The sequence below is a fragment of the Rhodococcus sp. LMD genome, from assembly GCF_056108245.1.
Genome location: NZ_CM148557.1, coordinates 182,303 through 200,598 on the forward strand (window position 1 = coordinate 182,303; position 18,296 = coordinate 200,598).

Here is an 18,296-nt window from a genome sequence, read left to right on the forward strand (position 1 = left end):
TGGGCTACGCACGGCTGCAGCGGTCCGTGCAGATCACCCCGGACGTAGCCGTAGCGGTTGCCCGTGTTCGCCGGCGGCGAGGACATGACGTGGGCTCCGCCGAATCGTCGATCGTCCGAGGCTGCAATTCGGTACGAGGATTCCTCTCCGCGTCGGCTGAGGTTCACGGATTGCTGCGATCGGTCACGCGTACGGCGGCGCAAGGAACCGGGAAGCACGGTATCCGCGTCGGGCGGCTCTGGCGCGCAGGGTGCAGACCACCCCGGCGTGATCACTCAGCTTCCCGGCCTCGTCACTGCCGGCCCAGGTCCGCAGACCGGTGCAGGGCAGGTCGGAGGCAAGGTGATCGATCAACGGTCCGTGCTCGACCTCGCCGCCGGTGTGCAAGGTCCATCGGTCCGTTACTTCGAGCAGCCGCTCGAACACCCGGATGGGTTGGCGTCGCCGCGGGATCCGCTGGTTGAAGTCGCCGGCGACGATCGTGGGGATCCGCGGGTCGAACTGGGCCGCCAGCTTCTCGATCTGGTCGCAGCATTCGAGGTGCTCGGACCAGTTCGTCGCATCCCGGCGCCCGGTGGTCACATGCGCGCTCGCCCACGGGATGCACACCGCCAGCACTCGGATCGGGCCGAGTGGGGCGTCGGCGATCGCGGTCAACACGCGACCGGCCCCGGCACCGGTGGGCAAGGTAGTGAGGTCGGCGAGCGGCCACCGGGACCACAGCAGCGTCTTGCGGCGCAGCGGATGCGCGGTGGTGTCGTAGCCCCAGTCGGTACCGGCGTCGGCGACATGACCGCCGTCGGGGAGCAGGTCGCGTTGGCCTTCGGTGACGATCAGCAGGTCCGCATCCGCCTCGCGCAGCAGGTGCCGGATGCGCTGTCCGCGGGGGCTGGAGACGGTGGCCCACATGGTGTTCCAGGTCGCGACGGTCAGTTCGGTGTTCTCCACACCGGCACTGTACGAACAGGCGGCGACACGACCGACAACCCACACGGGTGACGTGTCCCCACCTTCGGAGTCCGAATAGCGTTCGGTCTCGCAGTTACCTTCCGAAGATCGACAGCACTATGGATCAGGGTGACTCGGTAGAGATCGAGCCGGGCAAGGCCTGGGTGCGGGGAGGGTGCGCGATGGTGGCAGTCGGTGCTGTGATGAGGAGGTGATCGATTCTTCTTGCGGGCCGAGCCTGCCCTCCGCTGTCGGTACCGGCACGCGGGAGGGAGAGGGGTGGGAGCAGGCGCTCGCGTCCCGGGTGGTGGTCGAGCGAGCTACGGGTGTGTTGATGGAACGTCATCGCCTGACCGCCGAGGATGCCGGTGGTGTGTTGGTGTCGGCGTCGCGGGAGGCGGGGATGCCGCTGCTGGAGTTGGCGCAGTCGGTGCTCGGTTCGGGCCGGACCGACGAGCCGCCGGTGATCCGGAAGATGTTGGCACGTCCTGGCGAACCCGCCGCGTTGCAGCGCGCGATCGCCTTCATCGACGCTCACGCCGAGTCCCGGATCCGGCTGGCGGACATCGTCGCGGCTGCCGGGATCGGTGCGCGGGCGCTTCAGTACGATTTTCTGCGCCACCATCAGATCACGCCGCTCGGCTACCTGCGCCGGGTGCGGCTGGAACGAGCCCACCGCGATCTGCTGGCTGCGGATCCGGCCGGCGGTGACACCGTGTCCGCGATCGCGGCCCGTTGGGGCTTCGCCAAGACGGGACGTTTCGCCGAGCAGTACCGTGCCGCCTACGGCCGGCTCCCCAGCCAGACCCTGTCCGCGTGACCGACCGCCCTTCGGCGCCGGGGCGGAGCGGCCCCGGATCGGATCGTTCGGGTGCTGGAACGGACCCCGGTATTCGTCGTCGCCGCCGTCGAAAACGAATACACTGACCCCCGGAACGAACAGATGTGGTGGGTGTGTTCCGCCTGGGTGCACCGCAGGTGCGCTCCGGGCGCCGAGTGTGCCGGTGGGGCTCCGAGGGCGGTCCGCCGCCTTCCTGCTCCCTGCGGTGGCCGCGCCCGGTCACAACCGCCGACGGGGCGGGTCGCGCCCTGGCGCAGGGGGCTGGGGACGCCCATGCCCGCCTCCGTCGGCGGTCGGGTCGTTCTCGACCGAACCCGGGTCGCCTCGCCGGAACTGCGAAGTTCGCCGTCCGTTTTCCCCTATCCGGAGGATCCGTCTCGATCGCTCCCGGCGCCGTCGTTGCGGTCGCCGTCGTCGTGATCGGTGGCGTGGCCGGGGTCGGTTCGTGGGGTGGGGCGGTGCCGGTCCGGGTGGGTGCCGTCCGGGCGGGCCGCCGACGGCGCACAGCCGTCGGTGGCGGCCGACGGTGGCAGGTCGGTGGAATACGGAGCGCGCGGTGGGGCGAGTTCGTCGAGCCGTTCGTTGATCGCGTGGGCGAGGAGGTCGTGCTGCAACGGCGGCAGTGGCAGCAATCCGCTGAGATACGCCTCGATCTCCACCTTGCCGGCCTCACCACCGAGACCGAAATACCGCAACCACAACTGCTCGACACTCAACCCACTGGCCCGTAGCGCCGCCAGGAACCGGTGGCGATCGCTGCCGTCGGGCATACTCCGCATCGGGCGGGGGCGGTGCTCGGGATAGTGTTCCATCGCGCGACTCACGACTGCTCGAAGACAGTAGCGAGGATCGCCGCGGCCACCTCCCGCATCGGGGTGTGCTCACGCTCGGCGGACGCGAGCATCCATCGCAGCGCCTCGTCCGCGCCGAGGTGCTCGCGCAGCATCACGATCCCTTTGGCGGTGGCGATCAGGTCCCGGGTGCGTAGCGCCTCCTTGAGCTGATCGCCGAGTCGCTCGGAGCCGGCGAGGGTGGACGCGTTTGCCAACAGCAGAGCGACCTGGGCGGCGAACCGCCGCAGTAGATCCTCGCTGGCGCCGGTGTAGGCATGCGGACGCGCCGAATACACCTTGATCGCACCGAGCGTGCGGTCGGCCGAGACCAACGGGGCGCTGAGCACGGCACCCATTCCGGCTCGCGCGGCCAGTGCCGACCACCGCGGCCATCGCGATTCGGTCGCCAGATCGTCGACCCGCACCATGACCCGGTCCCGCAGCGCAGTCAGGCACGGTCCTTCCCCGAGTTCGTACTGCAGCGCATCGAGCCGCTCGACCACCGGATCGGTCGCCGCCGTCGTGGTCTCGGCGCCGTCTCCGGCGAGCAGCGTGATGCCGGCCCCGACCGAACCGGGCAGGGTGTCCTTGGTCAGCGAGGTGGTCAACTCCACCACACTCGAGAGGGTCTGTTCCGACAGCGCCAGCCCCGACATTCCCGCATAGACCGCGGCCAGGGCGTCCGACTCCGGCTTTCGTGGAGGCGTCATCGCGTGCCTCCTTCGGCCGGTTCCCGCGGCCGCCGCTGCGACCCGCTCACCTCGAACCTACCCGTCTCGGTGCGTCGATGCGATGCTTGCCCGCCTCGGTCACCGCCGGCTCGGATCCGGTGCCGACTCGCGCGCCTGTACGCCTGCGCGCGGACATCCACTCCCAGGGTGTGCCGAAAAACGAATATGCTTACCCGAAAGCGAAGTCGTGCGGTGGTCGACCTGTTCGCCGACGGTTTCACTCAGCCGGGGATCTACTGTGCCAGAGACCGCGAGGACCGCTATGCACCGGCATCCGCTCGATCCGTCGATCACTTCCACCGTCTGCTGGTATCGGCAAGCTCCGGCCACCGCCGCAGAGATCACCTCGCTGCGCCGCGCCCTGGCCGGCTGGCTTGCCCGCATCGGTGTCGACGACCGATGCCGCCAGGACGTCGTCGCCGCGGTGTACGAGGCGTTGGCCAATGTCGTCGAACACGCCTACCCCGGCCGGGACGCCGGTCTCCCCGGTGGGGTGGTGGAGGTGGATGCGACCTTCGTCGCCCACGAGCGGGACCTGGAGATCACCGTCGCCGACCACGGCCGGTGGCGAGCCGGGATGCGCGCGTCGCACACCGGGTCTCGGGGCCGGGGGCTGGAGCTGATCGCGGCGCTCACCACCCACACCCGGGTGAGTACCGCCGGAACCGGCACCACGGTCACCATGTCCTGGCAGGCGGACCTGCCGGTCTGACTGCGGCGCAGGCTCGGTACGGACTGCCTCCGAGCGACGGGTCGTCGAAAATACCGCCCAACCGGTTGTTCACGCGCGTATGGTCCCCTTGTGGGGGAGACATTGTGGCCGGTCGACACGGATTCCGTGTCCGTGCCCGGGTATCGGTGCCCGGCGTGTGGGGCCGACGCTGTCGCCGTGGCCGAGGTGATGTCGTTCGCGGACGGCTCCCGCCGCGACATCGGCGTCGTGGGGTTCTGCGCCCGCGGGTGCGGCTGGGGAGGGCGACTCGGATAACGACATCCCCGCGACGCACGAGCCGGGCACGGGAAGGGCGGTCTGCAGGTCCGGGGCGGCGACAGGATCGAGCCTGCGCGCAGCTCGCGCCGTCGAGTCGTGTCAGGCGAATCCCTCACAGTGCTGTCATGCACTCGGTATGATCTCTCACAGCCACCGTCACCCCCCTGCACGGTGGCCCAGACCCCGCCGGAGTTGCCCCAAGCTCTCTCCGGCGGGGTTTGTCGTCCCACGAACTCCGTCCTCTTCACGGCTCTGCTGCCGCATCCGACACGCCGGCCGGTCCGGGGGCCGCGCGTGCACGACTCGACCCCCGCCTCCGCGACGTCGCCGACGGTTCGACACCTCGGTGCGCCGACCGCGCGGCACAGGTGTGCAGAGGACCAGCCCGCCCTGTGACAAGGGCCACGCTGCACGGTAGGTTGGTGTAACCGCCAGAACTACTCACCAGTAGGGGTTCGACATGCCAGCTCCCAGCGCTGCCACCTTCGCTCGGTTGGCCGAGCTCATCGCCATCCCGGACGCGGCGAGCCGTCCCACCCGCTCGGTCGTGGAAGCTTTCACCGGTCGTGAACTCGCGACGGTCCCGGTCGGCACCGCCGACGACGCCAGAGCCGCCCTCGAGCGTGCCCGCGTCGCGCAGGCCGACTGGGCGCGCCGCTCCGTCGAGCAACGCGCCGAGATCTTCCACCGCTACCACGACCTCGTGCTGGCGCACCGCGAAGAGCTGATGGACATGGCCCAGGCCGAGACCGGCAAGGCTCGCGCCTCGGCGCAGGAAGAGGTCCTCGACATCGCCCTGACCGCGCGCTACTACGCGCGGACCGCTCCCAAGCTGCTGCGTCCGCGCCGCGCCACGGGCATGCTGCCCGGCCTGACGAGGACCACCGTGCACTACCACCCGAAGGGGGTCGTGGGGGTCATCGCGCCGTGGAACTACCCGATGACCCTCGCGGTCTCCGACGCGATCGCCGCACTGCTCGCCGGCAACGCCGTCGTCCTCAAGCCCGACAGCCAGACCCCCTACTGCGCGCTGGCCGTCGTCGAACTGCTCTACCGGGCCGGCCTGCCGCGCGACCTGTTCGCCGTCGTGCCCGGACCCGGCTCCGTCGTGGGCACCGCCCTCGTCGAGAACGCCGACTACCTGATGTTCACCGGCTCCTCGCAGACCGGCAGCCTCCTCGCCGAGCAGGCGGGCCGTCGCCTGATCGGGTTCTCCGCCGAGCTCGGTGGCAAGAACCCGATGATCGTCACCGCCGGGGCGAATCTGCGTGAGGTCACCGACGCCGCCGTGCGGGCGTGCTTCTCCAACTCCGGGCAGCTGTGCATCTCCATCGAACGGATCTACGTCGAGAAGTCCGTCGCCCCCGAATTCATCCGCATGCTCGGCGAGCGGGTGCGGAACATGACGCTCGGCCCGGGCTACGAGTACGGCGTCGAAATGGGCAGCATGGTCAACGAGAACCAGGTCAAGGCCGTCTCCGGACATGTCGACGACGCGGTCGCCAAGGGCGCCACCGTCGTGGCCGGCGGCAAGGCCCGGCCCGACCTCGGCCCGCTGTTCTACGAGCCGACGGTGCTCACCGACGTTCCCGAGGACGCCGAGTGCTACCGGGAGGAGACGTTCGGTCCGCTCGTGTCGGTGTACCCGGTGGACAACGTCGAGGAGGCGATCCGCCGCGCCAACGACACCGAGTACGGACTCAACGCCAGCGTGTGGGCGGGCACCAAGGCGCAGGGCGAGGCGATCGCGGCGCGGGTGCGGGCCGGCACCGTCAACGTCGACGAGGGCTACGCGCCCGCATGGGGCAGCACCGACGCACCGATGGGCGGCATGGGCATCTCGGGCATGGGCCGGCGCCACGGCGCGGAGGGCCTGATCAAGTACACCGAGCCGCAGACGATCGCGACGACCCGGGTGATGAATCTCGGTGGACCCCGCGGGGTTCCGCCGAAGCTGTGGTCGAAGGTGATGCCGCCGTTCGTCAAGGCGATGCAGTGGCTGCCGGGTCGGTGACCCGCGGCATTTCGCCGAGCCGGACACGAACGGTGCGACGAACGGGATAATCCTGGTGTGGGCGATCGCCAGGTGCTGCACGGTGCGACGGCGAATCTCCGCGTCCAGCGGCGCCGTCTGCTCGCGTGGTACCTGGCGATCAGCACCGGGCTCGTCGCAGTAGGAATCGTTGCGGCCCTGCTCGATCCAGCGGTCGCGCGATCCGGCAGCTTCGCCGGCATGGCCTCGGCGCTGGCGTTGGGAATCGCCGGGCTGGTGATCCTGCGGTGGGCGCCACGGCGTCTGGGGCGCACCCCCATCGTCGCCGCCACCGCGTGCGCGGTCGCCGCGATGCCGGCGGTGATCGCGTTCCACGTCGACCCCTCCCGCATCCTCATCAGCGTCATGGGCTCGATGTTCCTGTCGATGTATCTCGCGGCGTTCTGGCCGCCGCGGCAGGCCGTCCTGTGGATCGGGACGCTCACCGCCGCCACCCTCGGCGCCGCGGCCCTGGCCCCGACGCGCCTGCTGTGGGTCGGTTACGTGGTCGTCGCCGCGGCGCTGCTCGGCTCCGGTGCGATCTTCGGGGCCGTCGGGCGCCTGCTGGTGAACGCGGCGACCCGAGATCCGCTCACCGGGCTGCGCAACCGCGCCGGCCTCGACCTCGAACTGCGATCGCGGCCGCGCGACCGCGGCGCCTGGGTCTGCCTCGGTCTGCTCGACGTCGACGGGTTCAAGGCGTTCAACGACGAGCACGGGCATCCCGCGGGAGACGCCCTGCTCCGCGACGCCGCCGAGGCGTGGGCGCAGCAGGTGCCGCGCGGCGGGATCCTGGCCCGCCTCGGCGGCGACGAATTCCTCGTCGTCCTCCCGGACACGGACGAGGAGGAAGGGCGCGCGGTGCTCGAGGGCCTGGCCCGCGCGAATCCCGTGCCGGTCAGCTTCGGGGTCGCAGCCGGCGTCGTCAGCGACCCCATGGACCTGTACCACGACGCCGACATGGACCTGTATCGGGCGAAGGCCGCGGCCTGGGCTCAACTGCCGGACCGGCTGGCCCCGTTGCCCCTGCCGGATGTCCTCGATCTGCTGCCCGTCCCCATCCTCGCCGTGCGCGACGGCGGGACCGTCGCCTACGTCAATCCGTGCTTCGCCACGCTGTTCGGCGTCGACGCCCGGAACGTGGAGAACCGGCCGCTGCACGAGGTCCTCACCGGCGGCACCTGGCCCGACAGGTCTGTCACCGTCCGCTCGCTGCACGACCGGACCGGGCAGCTGTGCGAGTTCGGCCGGCCGGACGGGACCGTGGTGCAGGCGACGGTCGGCGCCGCCCGGATCCGGTGGGAGAACACCCTGGCGACGCTGGTGGTGCTCGGCGACGTCACCGAACAGCCCAGTTACGTGTCCCGGTGACCGCCGCTCGGTGACCGCGCGGATCCGGTTCGGCGACTACCCTTTCAGGTGTGCCGCGCACGGTGACGCTGTTCCTCGCCGGGGACGTGATGACCGGCCGGGGCGTGGACCAGATCCTCCCGCATCCCGGAGGGCCGAGGTTGCGGGAGTCCTACGCGCAGGACGCCCGGGACTACGTCGAGCTCGCCGAGACCCGCAGCGGGGTGATCCCGCGGCCGGCGGGCTTCGACTGGCCGTGGGGCGTCGCGCTGCCGGTGCTCGACGAATGCGCCCCGGACGTGCGGGTCGTCAACCTGGAGACGTCCGTGACCACGTCGCGGGACTACGCCCCGGACAAGGGCATCCACTACCGGATGAACCCGGCGAACGTCGGGGTGATCACCGTCGCGCGGGTCGACGTGTGCACGCTCGCCAACAATCACGTGCTCGACTTCGGTGTCCGTGGTCTGCGCGAGACCGTCGAGGTCCTCACGGCGGCGGGACTGCGGCTCGCCGGTGCGGGCGACGACGACCGGGCGGCGTGGCGGCCGGCGACGGTCGCCGCCGGATCGCCCCGGGTGCGGGTGTGGTCGGTCGGTGCGGTGTCGAGCGGGATCACCCCGTCGTGGGCCGCCACGCCGACGCGGCCGGGAGTGGCCCTGCTGCCGGTGTCGGAGGCGGGCGCCGACGAGCTGCTCGCCCGGATCGACGCCGACCGCGGGGCCGGCGACGTGGTGGTGGTGTCGGTGCACTGGGGTTCCAACTGGGGCTACGCCGTGCCGGACGCGCACGTGCGGTTCGCGCACCGGCTGATCGACGGCGGCGTCGGCGTGGTGCACGGGCACTCGTCCCATCACCCGCGCCCGCTGGAGATCTACCGCGGCAAGCCCGTGCTGTACGGGTGCGGCGACCTGATCAACGACTACGAGGGCATCGGCGGTTACGAGCGCTTCCACGACGAGCTGCGGCTGCTGTACCTCGTCACCCTCGACGCGGACACGGGGGAGCTGCAGGAGGTGCGGATGCTGCCGGTGCAGGCGCGGCGGATGCGGCTCGAGCACGTCACGCAGTCGCAGCAGCGGTGGTTGCGCGCGACGCTCGCGGAGGCGTCGGCCGGCTTCGGCACCCGCCTGCAGGCCGGGGACGACGATCCGTGGATCCGGATCGCCCGCTGAGGCCGCGTGGTCAGCCGCCGGGACGCGGCACGGGCACACCGTCGACGACCAGGTCCACCTTCTCGTCGTAGAACGCGACGTGGCCGGCGATCGGTGCGACGGCGGGAAGGGGATCCGGGTACGACCACGCGAGGTTCTCGGCCCCCGGTGGTCCGGTGAAACTCCAGTACCGGGCCGTGCCCTTGTAGGGGCACTCGGTGTGCAGGTCCGTCTCCTCGAGCACCGAGAAGTCGACGTCCGCGGACGGGAGGTAGTACCGCACGGGCAGCCGGGTTTCGAACAGCAGCACGGGCTTGCGGGTCTCGGCGACGACCGCGCCGGCGATCGACACCTGCACGTGCCGGCTGCTGGGCAGCGCCTCGACGCGGTGGTACGGGTTGCGGAGACGAACGGAGATTTCCGGGTCCTCCTCGTGTCGGGTGCCTCGACCCGACGGTACCCCGACAGTCCCTGCGCCGGGGCCCGGATCACCCGGCGGACACGCGCTCGTCGTCGCGCGTGACGGCGTAGACGTCCGGGTCGAACGCCGACACCCGGCGCCGGAGCGCGGCCGACGACCACGGCCAGTTGAAGCTGTTGCGGCCGTTGACGTCGAAGAAGTAGCTGCGGCATCCGCCGGAGTTGTAGACGGTGCCCGGAAGGGCGGCCTGAACCTCGTCGTCGAAGGCGTCCTGGGCCTCCCGGCGCACCTCGAGGGTGCGCCAGCCGCGGCGCAGGGCCGTGTCGATGGCCGTCACGACGTGGTCGAGCTGGGCTTCGAGGATGAGGAAGGCCGAGGTGTGGCCGGTGCCCAGGCTCGGTCCGAGCAGGACGAACGCGTTGGGGAAGCCCGCGACGGACGAGCCGAGGTACGCCCGGGGGCTGCCCTGCCAGTGCTCGTCGAGACTGCGGCCCTGCCCGTCGAACACCCGGCCCGCGATGGGCATGTCGAGGATGTGGAAGCCGGTGCCGAAGACGATCGCGTCGACCTCGGCTTCGCTGCCGTCCCCGGCGATCACGGTGGAGCCGCGGACCTCCTGCACCGCCGCGGGGTGGACCTCGACGTTGGGCCGCGTCAGGGCGGGGTAGTAGGTGTTCGACATGAGCAGCCGCTTGCAGCCGAGGGTGTAGTCGGGGGTCAGGGCCCGGCGCAGCCGCGGGTCGCGCACCTGCGCGCGGAGCTGCGCCCGGCCGATCCACTGCAGCCGGCGCATGAGCCACGGGTGCCGGAAGCCGAGGCCGAGGGCCTCCATCAGGCCGTATTCGATCGCCTCGACCAGCCGTCGCGCACCCGGGAGACGGGTGAGCAGCCGGCGTTCGGCCGCGGACAGGTGCCGGTCGGGTTTGGGCAGCACCCACTGCGCCGTCCGCTGGTACAGGTGCAGGCGTGCGACGTCGGGAGCGATCTCGGGGACGAACTGGACCGCCGAGGCGCCGGTGCCGACGACGGCGACCCGTTTGCCGCGCAGGTCGTAGTCGTGGTTCCAGCGCGCGGAGTGGAACACCTCGCCGGGGAACCGGTCGAGACCGGGGATCTCGGGCACGAGCGGTTCGTTCCACGGCCCCGCGGCGGCGACGAGGAAACGCGCCCGGACGGTGCCGGCGGTGGTGGCGAGCGTCCAGCGGGCGTCGACGTCGTCCCAGTCCGCCCTCAGCACCTCGACGCCGAACCGGACGTGGGACGTCACGCCCTGTGCGGCGGCGGTGTGCTCGATGTAGCCGCGGATCTCCGGCTGCCCGGCGAACAGGCGGCTCCAGTCGCGGTTCCGCGCGAACGAGTACGAGTACAGCAGCGACGGCACGTCGCACGCGCAGCCCGGGTAGGTGTTGGCGCGCCACGTCCCGCCGAGACTGTCGGCCTTCTCGAGGACGACGACGTCGGTGATGCCGCGCCGTCGCAGGGCGATCGCCGCGCCGATGCCGGAGATCCCGGCACCGATCACCACCACCCGGTGTTCGTCCATCGTGTCGCCTCTCGTCTGCGTCCAGTCCGAATACCGTCGGTATTCGGATAACCACAGTATCCGAATTCGGGTCGCTCCGGTACCGTCGAGTCGTGGCACGACAGACCCGGCAGCAGACCCAGGCACGCACGCGCGAGGAGCTGCTCGCCACGGCCACCGAGCACTTCCTCGACCGCGGTTACGCCGCGGCGTCGCTCGAGCAGATCGCCGAGGACGCCGGCTATTCCAAGGGCGCGGTGTACTCCAACTTCCGCAACAAGGACGAGTTGTGTTTCGCGGTGCTCGACCGGATCCGGGCCGAGCGCATGGGGGAGATCGCCGCGACGCTCGAGGCCGGTGCGTCGCTCGACGACGTGGTGGCCGCCTTCGGCGCCTGGGCCGAGCGCACCATCGGCGACCGGCGCTGGACCCTGCTCGAGATCGAATTCTCGGTGCGCTCGCGGCACGACGAGGAGATCCGCTCCCGGATCGCGGCCGGGGCCGCCGGGGTGCGGACCCTGATCGCCGAACTGATCCGGTCGCTCGCCGCACGGTTCGGCCTCGAACCGGCGATCGAGCCCGAGCAGGCGGCGACGATGCTGCTCGGGCTCGGCATCGGCCTCGGCCTGCAGCGCGCGATCACCCCCGACCTGCCGGCCGCGGCCCTTACCGGCGCCGTGCGGGCAGTGCTGGGAGTGGGGCGGTGAACGGTTCGATCCGTTACCGGGCCTGGTAGGTCAGGCAGTTGGCGGCGTGCTCGCCGCTGCCGCTGCCGCCGACCCGGATCTCGCTCGCGGTGCACTCGAGATCCTGGTTGTGCATGCAGTCCGCGCGCTGGCAGGCGCCGACCATGCTGGTGACGGTGTCCAGGCCGCCCTTCGTCGACAGCGGGATGAACGTCTCGCAGTCGGCGCTGCCGTTGTGGCCGGCGACGTTGATGGCGTAGGCGTGGCAGCCGTCGTGGTTGTAGGAGCAGGTGCTGACGCTGCACTCGGTGACGTGCGGCATTTCCATCGTGGTCATGATCGAACCTTCCCGAAAGGGGGGTGTCCACTGAGGGCTGCCCACCATGCTAGTGCCGCACCGTGCCTCCGAACAGGGTGCTCGGACAACGGATGTCGTTGATACGCCGCCTATTTCGGGCACGCCGATGTTGCGCAATACCTGCCGGGTCGCGTCGTGCCCCGGCTCGGGTCCCGGTCGCCGGGCGCCCCACGTCCGTTGACATTGACGTCAACGTCGACGCATGCTGTGCGGGTGACCACGAGCGCAGCCCAGGAACGGGCCCGATCCGCGCGACGCGACAGCGACGGACCCCGCCGGCGGGAACTGCTCGACGCCGCCCGCGACTGCTTCGGCGAACTCGGCTACGAGCGCACCACCGTCGCGGTGATCACCGAACGCGCTGCCGTCTCCCGCGCCACCTTCTACGCGTACTTCTCGTCCAAGGAGGAGGTGTTCCGCGCCCTCGCCACCCTCGTGTGCCGGCAGTTCCTCGACGCCCAGCACGTGGAGGGGCCGACGGTGGACGATCTGCGGGAGGTGCTGCGCACGACGACCCGGGCCTCCATCGAGTCCATGTACGTCAACGGCCGCATCCTCGAGCTGATCGAGCACCGTGCCCGCCTCGACGACGAGGTGGGCACGGAATGGGAGAGCGTGCGCGAGCGGCTCGTCGGGCGCTACGTCCGCTTCGTCGAGCGTATCGACGCCACCGGCGACGTCACGCTCAGCGCGCATCCCGAACGGATCGCGCGCACCCTCGTCGACGCCCAGCGCGTCGGCGCGGTGCGCCTGCTCGACGCCCCGAGACAGGAACAGCTCTCCTACATCGACGACATGATCGCGATGTCCGAACGGCTCATCGGCTTCCGCTGACCGGCCCCGACCGACAGGACCCCCGACACCCATGCTGCTCGTAGCCAACCGCGGCGAGATCGCGCTGCGCGTCGTCCGTTCCGCCACCGAACTCGGCATCGACACCGCCGCCGTGTATGCCGAGGACGACGCCGACAGTCCCCACGTCGCCGCCGCCACCCGCGCCGTCGCGCTGACCGGCGCCGGGCCGGCCGCCTACCTCGACGGCGCCGCCCTGCTGCGCGCCGCCACCGAGACCGGCTGCACCCTCGTCCACCCCGGATACGGATTCCTCAGCGAGAACGCCGAATTCGCCGAGTCCTGCGCCGCGGCCGGGGTGACGTTCGTCGGACCCGACCCGCAGGTGCTGCGGGTCTTCGGCGACAAGGCCGCCGCCCGCCGCGCCGCCGTCGCCGCCCGGGTGCCCGTGCTGCCCGCCACCGACGGGGGCGTCACCGTCGGCGCGGCCCGCGACTTCCTCGCCGCCCACCCCGGCGGCATCGTCCTCAAGGCCCTCGCCGGCGGCGGCGGCCGTGGCATGCGGGTGGTGCGCGACGCAGCGACCCTCGACGACGCCTTCCGCGCGTGTACCACGGAGGCGGAAAACGGTTTCGGGCACGGCGCGTTGTTCGCCGAGGCCCTGTGCGACCGGGCCCGGCACATCGAGGTGCAGATCGTCGCCGCGGCCTACGACGCGGGCGGGGTGCGGGCCCTCGCGCTCGGCGACCGGGACTGCAGCGTGCAGCGGCGCCACCAGAAACTGGTGGAAGTCGCTCCCGCGCAACGGCTCGACGCGACCGTGCGACGCACGCTGCACGAGGCCGCGGCCCGGCTCTGCGCGTCGGTAGGGTACCGCGGCCTCGCCACCGTCGAGTTCCTCGTCGCCGGCGATCAGGCGGTGTTCCTCGAGGTGAACCCGCGAATTCAGGTGGAGCACACGGTGACCGAGGAGGTCACCGGAATCGACCTCGTCGCGACGCAGGTGGCGATCGCCCGCGGTGCCCGGTTCGGCGAACTCGGCCTGCCCGGCGGCGTCACCGCCGACGGCGCCGGGGTGCGCGGCGAGCCCGCCGCCGCACAGGGCATTGCCGTCCAGGCCCGCGTCAACACCGAGACCATGCGCCCGGACGGGCGGGCCGTACCCGCGTCCGGCACGCTCACCGCGTTCACCCCGCCCACCGGCCCGGGCATCCGCGTCGACACCTACGGCCGTCCCGGGCTGACGACCAGCCCGCGCTACGACTCGTTGCTGGCCAAGGTGATCACCCACACCCGCATCGACGACTTCGCCGCGGCGCTGCGCAAGACGGACGCCGCACTCGGGGACCTGCTCGTCGCCGGGGTCGCCACCAACACCGATTTCCTGCAGAACATTCTGCGCGACAAGGACTTCGCCGCCTGCGACGTGCACACGTCGTGGCTGGACGAGCGGATCGCCGACCTCGCCGTCGCCGGCCCCGACGACGCACCCGTCGTCGCACCGGAACTGCACGCCGGGGAGGAGGCGGTGCGTGCCGACATGGTCGGCACCGTCGTCGAGACCGCCGCCGACGGCGACGCGCTCACCGCGGGCGCCCCCGTCGTCGTGCTCGAGGCGATGAAGATGCAGCACGTGGTGTCCGCGTCCGGACCCGCCACCGTGGTGCGGCTGCTGGTGCGGCCCGGACAGACCGTGCAACCGGGGGAGGTGCTCGCTGTGGTGCGCGCCGGGTCCGGCGACGCGGCCACCGGCGACGGGGACGCGCGGGACCTCGACGCCGTACGCGACGACCTCGCCGAGATCCGGGACCGGCACGAGCGCACCCTCGACGCCGCCCGCCCCGACGCCGTGGCCAAACGGCACCGGGTCGGCCGCCGCACCGCGCGGGAGAACATCGCCGACCTCGTCGACGACGGCACCTTCGTCGAGTACGGGCCGCTCGTGCTCGCCGCGCAGCGCAGCCGGCGCAGCGAAGAGGACCTGATCGCCAACACCCCCGCCGACGGCCTCGTCGGCGGTCTCGCCCGCATCGACGGCGCCGAATCGGTGGTGCTCTCCTACGACTACACCGTCCTCGCCGGCACGCAGGGCATGCGCAACCACGCCAAGACCGACCGGCTGCTCGAACTCGCCGCACGACGCGAGGTGCCGCTCGTGCTGTTCGCCGAGGGCGGCGGCGGACGCCCCGGCGACGTCGACGCCGGACCCGGCCAGGGCCTGGAACTGTCGACGTTCCGGGCGATGGCCGCCCTGCGCGGGCGCGTGCCGACGATCGCGGTGGTCTCCGGTCGGTGCTTCGCCGGCAACGCCGCCCTCGCCGGCGTGTGCGACGTGCTGATCGCCACCCCCGAGGCCAACATCGGCATGGGCGGGCCCGCGATGATCGAAGGGGGCGGCCTCGGCGTCTTCCGGCCCGAGGACATCGGCCCGGTCGACGTGCAGCGCCGCAACGGCGTCGTACACCTCGCCGCGCGCGACGAGGCGCACGCCGTCGAACTGGCCCGGCAGTACCTCGGCTACTTCACCACCGCGGCGGACGACTGGCAGGCCCCCGATCCGCGGCTCGCGCGGCACGCGGTTCCGGAGAACCGGTTGCGCGCCTACGACGTGCGCGCCGCGATCGACGCAATCGCCGACGTCGGCTCCGTGCTCGAACTGCGCGGCGACTACGGCGTCGGCATCGTCACCGCCCTGATCCGCGTCGAGGGCGCGGCGTACGGGGTGCTCGCCAACAGCAGCCACCACCTCGGCGGCGCGATCGACGCCGAGGCCGCCGACAAGGCCGCCGACTTCCTCGAACTGTGCCAGGCGCACCGCCTGCCCGTCGTGAGCCTCTGCGACACACCGGGATTCATGGTCGGGCCCGAGTCGGAGAAGGAGGCCACGGTCCGCCGGTTCGGCCGGCTGTTCGTCGCCGGTGCGCGCCTGACCGTCCCGTTCGGCACGATCATCCTGCGCAAGGGCTACGGTCTCGGCGCCATGGCGATGGCCGGCGGCTCCTTCCACGCCCCCGAGTTCACGGTGGCATGGCCCACCGGCGAGATCGGCGGCATGGGACTCGAGGGCGCGGTGCGGCTCGGCTTCCGCAAGGAACTCGAGGCCGCACCCGATCAGGTCGCGCGCGACGAACTGTTCGCGCAGCTCGTCGCCGCCGCCTACCAGCACGGCAAGGCGTTGCAGGCCGCGACGATCTTCGAGCTCGACGACGTCATCGATCCCGGCGACACTCGGGCCTGGGTGTCGCGGCTGCGCATGTCCTGAGCCGGGCTGGGTACCCGTCCGGCACCGACGTGAGGGAGGTGGCGGTGAGCAGGCAACCGGGAGCCGAGGAGTTCGTGCCGGACAGCACCGACCTGGCCGAGCTCGCCGCCGCGGCGGGCGGCTGCCGCGGGTGCGAGCTGTACCGGAACGCCGAACGCACCGTGTTCGGCGCCGGACCGGCGAGCGCCCGGCTCGTGCTCGTCGGCGAGCAGCCCGGCGATCAGGAGGACCGCGCGGGGGAGCCGTTCGTCGGCCCCGCCGGGCGGCTGCTCGACCGGGCGCTCGAGGAGGCGGGCATCGACCGCGGCGAGGTGTACGTGACCAACGCGGTCAAGCACTTCAAGTTCGAGCGGGCCGCGGCCGGCGGGCGCCGCATCCACAAGAAACCGGCGCGCGGCGAGATCGTCGCGTGCCGGCCCTGGCTGGTCGCCGAGCTGCAGGCCGTGCGACCCGACGTGCTCGTGTGCCTCGGCGCCACCGCGGCCCAGTCGCTGCTCGGGCCGTCGTTCCGGGTGACCGCCCACCGCGGGGAGATCCTGCACCCGGACGTGCGGGTCCCGTCGGATCCGGCCGTCGTCGCCACGATCCACCCGTCGGCGATCCTGCGCGGACCGAGCGCGCAGCGGGAGGAGGCGCTCGCCGGGCTGGTCGCCGACCTGAGGGTGGCCGCCGGCGTGCTGTAGGCATCCTGCCGCAGCGCCGGTCCGTGGTTCAGTCGTCCGTGGTTCAGTCGTCCATGGTTCAGTCGTCGGGGTCCGTCCCGGCGAGGGCGTCCTGCACCCGCCGGGTCGCGGCCCCGTCCCAGCCCGCGGGGGCCAGGATGTCCGCCCACAGCTCGGCAGCCTCGGGACCGTAGGCGTGCCCGAACCCGGACGGCACGTCCGCGGAGAACACCATGTCCAGCGTGACCTGCCAGAACGTGACGAACGGCAGCCAGCGCATCCCGGGGTCCACATCCGGGCCGAGCGGTTCGCGCAGCCAGTCCGGCCGCTGCAGCAGCAGCCGGAACGACCACCAGGTGATCGGATCGCTCGCGTGCTGCCAGAACACCACGCGGGGGAACTCCCACGGCCCCGGCAGGTCCGCGTCGCCGGGCCGGGACGCGAACCGGATGTTGCGGCCGTCGTCCACCACGGGCAGCCGCTCGAGGGAACCGGGGTCGCGGTCCGCGGTGATCCGGCCCCACGGCTGCGCGAAGTTGGGGGTGCCCACCAGCAGCGCCCCGTCGGTGCGCGCCACGATGTCCTGTCCCGACGCGAACGCCGCCTGCCCGCCGTACGAGCCGAGGCTCTCGCCGAACACCACCAGCTTCGGACGCTGCCCCTCGGGCCGGGCCGACCACTGCCGGTACACCGCCTCGAACAGCGCCCGCCCGGCCTGCTGCGGGGTGTCGCGGTCCGCGACGAACGACAGCGCGCTGGGCAGGAACGAGTACTGCATGGCGGCGATCGCCGAGTCCCCGCCGTTGACGTACTCGAATGCCCCCGCGACGTTCGCGTTCACCCAGCCGCGGCCGGTGGTGGTCACCACCGCCAGCACCCGGCGGTCGAACGCGTTCGTGCGTTCGAGTTCGGCGACGACCCGCTCGGCGATCCCCTCGACGGAGTCCGCGGATTCGCGGCCGGCGTACACCCGGATCGGGGTGCGCGCGGGCGCGCCGGTGACGGCTTCGATCTGCTCGGCGGCCGGGCCGCCCGCGACGAAGGTGCGGCCCTCCCGGCCGAGGCTGTCCCACGGCTCGTTCGACGCCGGCGACCCGGACCGTTCCGTCAGCTGGGGCTGGGTGACGCCCTCGGCGGTGCCCGTGTCGGCGACGGCCGCCGACCGCTCCGCGACGCCGAGCAGGACCCGGTCGACGGCGCCGTCGAGCACGAACACCGCCAGCACCACGACGACGAGCACCGCGGCCACGCGGGCGACGGGCCCGGGCACGAACCGGCCGGCGAAGCGGGTCAACCGGTCGGTGCCCCGGCGCACGGCGCGGGCCGCCGCGAGCAGCAGCAACGCGACGGCCAGCGCGATCAGCAGCACCAGCAGGTAGAAGGCGCGCTGCGCTCGCGGCACGCCCACCAGATCGCGGACGATCTGCTGCCACCACGACCCGAGCACCAGGAAGGTCGGCGCCAGGACCAGCGCCGCGCCGGCGAGCACCCACCAGCCGATCCGCCGGGTCCGCTCGGACCAGTGCGGCTCGACGCCGCAGCGCCGGACCACCCAGGCGATCAGGCAGCCCACCCCGTAGCCGATGGCGACGCTGATTCCCGTCGCGACCGCCTGCAGGTACCACACGCGCGGCAGCAGCGACGGCGTCATCGACCCCACGAAGAACAGCAGCGCCAGCCCCAGGCCGACCGGGTGGAACCGGCGCCCGTAGC

16 protein-coding genes are annotated in these 18,296 nt (G+C 72.0%); 9 read left to right on the plus strand and 7 right to left on the minus strand.

Features of this window, described 5'->3' with window-relative positions; all coding sequences use genetic code 11:
• Positions 1-183: 183 nt before the first annotated feature.
• Positions 184-948 (minus strand): endonuclease/exonuclease/phosphatase family protein, encoded by a 765-nt coding sequence (locus tag ACWPQI_RS00800; RefSeq protein ID WP_228287142.1) that lies wholly within the window; start codon positions 946-948, stop codon positions 184-186.
• 175 nt (positions 949-1,123) lie between these two features.
• Between ACWPQI_RS00800 and ACWPQI_RS00805 the strand changes: the two genes are divergently transcribed.
• Positions 1,124-1,768: a helix-turn-helix domain-containing protein gene (locus ACWPQI_RS00805; RefSeq protein ID WP_228287143.1), complete on the plus strand. Its 645-nt coding sequence runs from the start codon at positions 1,124-1,126 to the stop codon at positions 1,766-1,768.
• A gap of 380 nt (positions 1,769-2,148) precedes the next feature.
• Here the strand turns inward: ACWPQI_RS00805 and ACWPQI_RS00810 are convergent, their stop codons facing one another.
• Positions 2,149-2,559: a hypothetical protein gene (locus tag ACWPQI_RS00810; protein WP_234420151.1), complete on the minus strand. Its 411-nt coding sequence runs from the start codon at positions 2,557-2,559 to the stop codon at positions 2,149-2,151.
• Between the two features lie 50 nt (positions 2,560-2,609).
• A complete protein-coding gene (locus ACWPQI_RS00815) occupies positions 2,610-3,332 on the minus strand; it encodes a GAF and ANTAR domain-containing protein (protein ID WP_010595937.1) in 723 nt (240 codons plus the stop codon).
• 283 nt (positions 3,333-3,615) lie between these two features.
• Here ACWPQI_RS00815 and ACWPQI_RS00820 point away from each other — a divergent pair, with 283 nt between their 5' ends.
• The 4 genes from ACWPQI_RS00820 (at position 3,616) to ACWPQI_RS00835 (ending at position 8,901) form a co-directional block, all read left to right on the plus strand.
• Positions 3,616-4,065 (plus strand): ATP-binding protein, encoded by a 450-nt coding sequence (locus tag ACWPQI_RS00820; RefSeq protein WP_474738600.1) that lies wholly within the window; start codon positions 3,616-3,618, stop codon positions 4,063-4,065.
• A 739-nt stretch (positions 4,066-4,804) separates the two neighbouring features.
• A complete protein-coding gene (locus tag ACWPQI_RS00825) occupies positions 4,805-6,358 on the plus strand; it encodes a succinic semialdehyde dehydrogenase (protein WP_407040516.1) in 1,554 nt (517 codons plus the stop codon).
• A 57-nt stretch (positions 6,359-6,415) separates the two neighbouring features.
• Complete coding sequence (locus ACWPQI_RS00830; RefSeq protein ID WP_342660281.1) at positions 6,416-7,747, plus strand: diguanylate cyclase domain-containing protein; 1,332 nt, start codon at positions 6,416-6,418, stop codon at positions 7,745-7,747.
• 50 nt (positions 7,748-7,797) lie between these two features.
• Entirely contained in the window at positions 7,798-8,901 is a 1,104-nt protein-coding gene (locus tag ACWPQI_RS00835; RefSeq protein WP_017682118.1) for a CapA family protein, read from the plus strand.
• Positions 8,902-8,911: 10 nt separating this feature from the next.
• Here the strand turns inward: ACWPQI_RS00835 and ACWPQI_RS00840 are convergent, their stop codons facing one another.
• Both ACWPQI_RS00840 and ACWPQI_RS00845 read right to left on the minus strand, forming a co-directional pair.
• A complete protein-coding gene (locus ACWPQI_RS00840) occupies positions 8,912-9,238 on the minus strand; it encodes a DUF427 domain-containing protein (protein WP_010595942.1) in 327 nt (108 codons plus the stop codon).
• 130 nt (positions 9,239-9,368) lie between these two features.
• Entirely contained in the window at positions 9,369-10,844 is a 1,476-nt protein-coding gene (locus ACWPQI_RS00845; RefSeq protein WP_124259084.1) for a flavin-containing monooxygenase, read from the minus strand.
• Between the two features lie 92 nt (positions 10,845-10,936).
• Between ACWPQI_RS00845 and ACWPQI_RS00850 the strand changes: the two genes are divergently transcribed.
• Entirely contained in the window at positions 10,937-11,530 is a 594-nt protein-coding gene (locus ACWPQI_RS00850; protein WP_010595944.1) for a TetR/AcrR family transcriptional regulator, read from the plus strand.
• Positions 11,531-11,543: 13 nt separating this feature from the next.
• On the opposite strand, the gene ACWPQI_RS00855 is transcribed toward ACWPQI_RS00850, so the two are convergent.
• Positions 11,544-11,846, minus strand: coding sequence for a DUF1540 domain-containing protein (locus ACWPQI_RS00855; RefSeq protein WP_010595945.1), 303 nt, complete (start codon positions 11,844-11,846; stop codon positions 11,544-11,546).
• Between the two features lie 228 nt (positions 11,847-12,074).
• Here ACWPQI_RS00855 and ACWPQI_RS00860 point away from each other — a divergent pair, with 228 nt between their 5' ends.
• Genes ACWPQI_RS00860 through ACWPQI_RS00870 form a run of 3 tightly spaced genes read left to right on the plus strand, consistent with a single transcriptional unit; the run spans position 12,075 to position 16,604 of the window.
• Positions 12,075-12,701, plus strand: a complete 627-nt coding sequence (locus tag ACWPQI_RS00860; protein WP_119699284.1) for a TetR/AcrR family transcriptional regulator — start codon at positions 12,075-12,077, stop codon at positions 12,699-12,701.
• A 31-nt stretch (positions 12,702-12,732) separates the two neighbouring features.
• Complete coding sequence (locus ACWPQI_RS00865) at positions 12,733-15,921, plus strand: acetyl-CoA carboxylase family protein (protein WP_474738601.1); 3,189 nt, start codon at positions 12,733-12,735, stop codon at positions 15,919-15,921.
• A 44-nt stretch (positions 15,922-15,965) separates the two neighbouring features.
• On the plus strand, positions 15,966-16,604 hold the full coding sequence (locus tag ACWPQI_RS00870; RefSeq protein WP_096824247.1) for a UdgX family uracil-DNA binding protein: 639 nt from the start codon (positions 15,966-15,968) through the stop codon (positions 16,602-16,604).
• Between the two features lie 58 nt (positions 16,605-16,662).
• Here the strand turns inward: ACWPQI_RS00870 and ACWPQI_RS00875 are convergent, their stop codons facing one another.
• Complete coding sequence (locus ACWPQI_RS00875; RefSeq protein WP_040272825.1) at positions 16,663-18,234, minus strand: alpha/beta hydrolase; 1,572 nt, start codon at positions 18,232-18,234, stop codon at positions 16,663-16,665.
• Positions 18,235-18,296: the final 62 nt, after the last annotated feature.

What these genes read in the sequence shown, in the direction of transcription:
- ACWPQI_RS00810 (WP_234420151.1), bottom strand. Translation starts at nt 2,559, where the DNA reads ATGCCCGACGGCAGCGATCGCCACCGGTTCCTGGCGGCGCTACGGGCC.
- ACWPQI_RS00815 (WP_010595937.1), bottom strand. Translation starts at nt 3,332, where the DNA reads ATGACGCCTCCACGAAAGCCGGAGTCGGACGCCCTGGCCGCGGTCTAT.
- ACWPQI_RS00820 (WP_474738600.1), top strand. Translation starts at nt 3,616, where the DNA reads ATGCACCGGCATCCGCTCGATCCGTCGATCACTTCCACCGTCTGCTGG.
- ACWPQI_RS00825 (WP_407040516.1), top strand. Translation starts at nt 4,805, where the DNA reads ATGCCAGCTCCCAGCGCTGCCACCTTCGCTCGGTTGGCCGAGCTCATC.
- ACWPQI_RS00845 (WP_124259084.1), bottom strand. Translation starts at nt 10,844, where the DNA reads ATGGACGAACACCGGGTGGTGGTGATCGGTGCCGGGATCTCCGGCATC.
- ACWPQI_RS00855 (WP_010595945.1), bottom strand. Translation starts at nt 11,846, where the DNA reads ATGACCACGATGGAAATGCCGCACGTCACCGAGTGCAGCGTCAGCACC.
- ACWPQI_RS00865 (WP_474738601.1), top strand. Translation starts at nt 12,733, where the DNA reads ATGCTGCTCGTAGCCAACCGCGGCGAGATCGCGCTGCGCGTCGTCCGT.
- ACWPQI_RS00875 (WP_040272825.1), bottom strand. Translation starts at nt 18,234, where the DNA reads ATGACGCCGTCGCTGCTGCCGCGCGTGTGGTACCTGCAGGCGGTCGCG.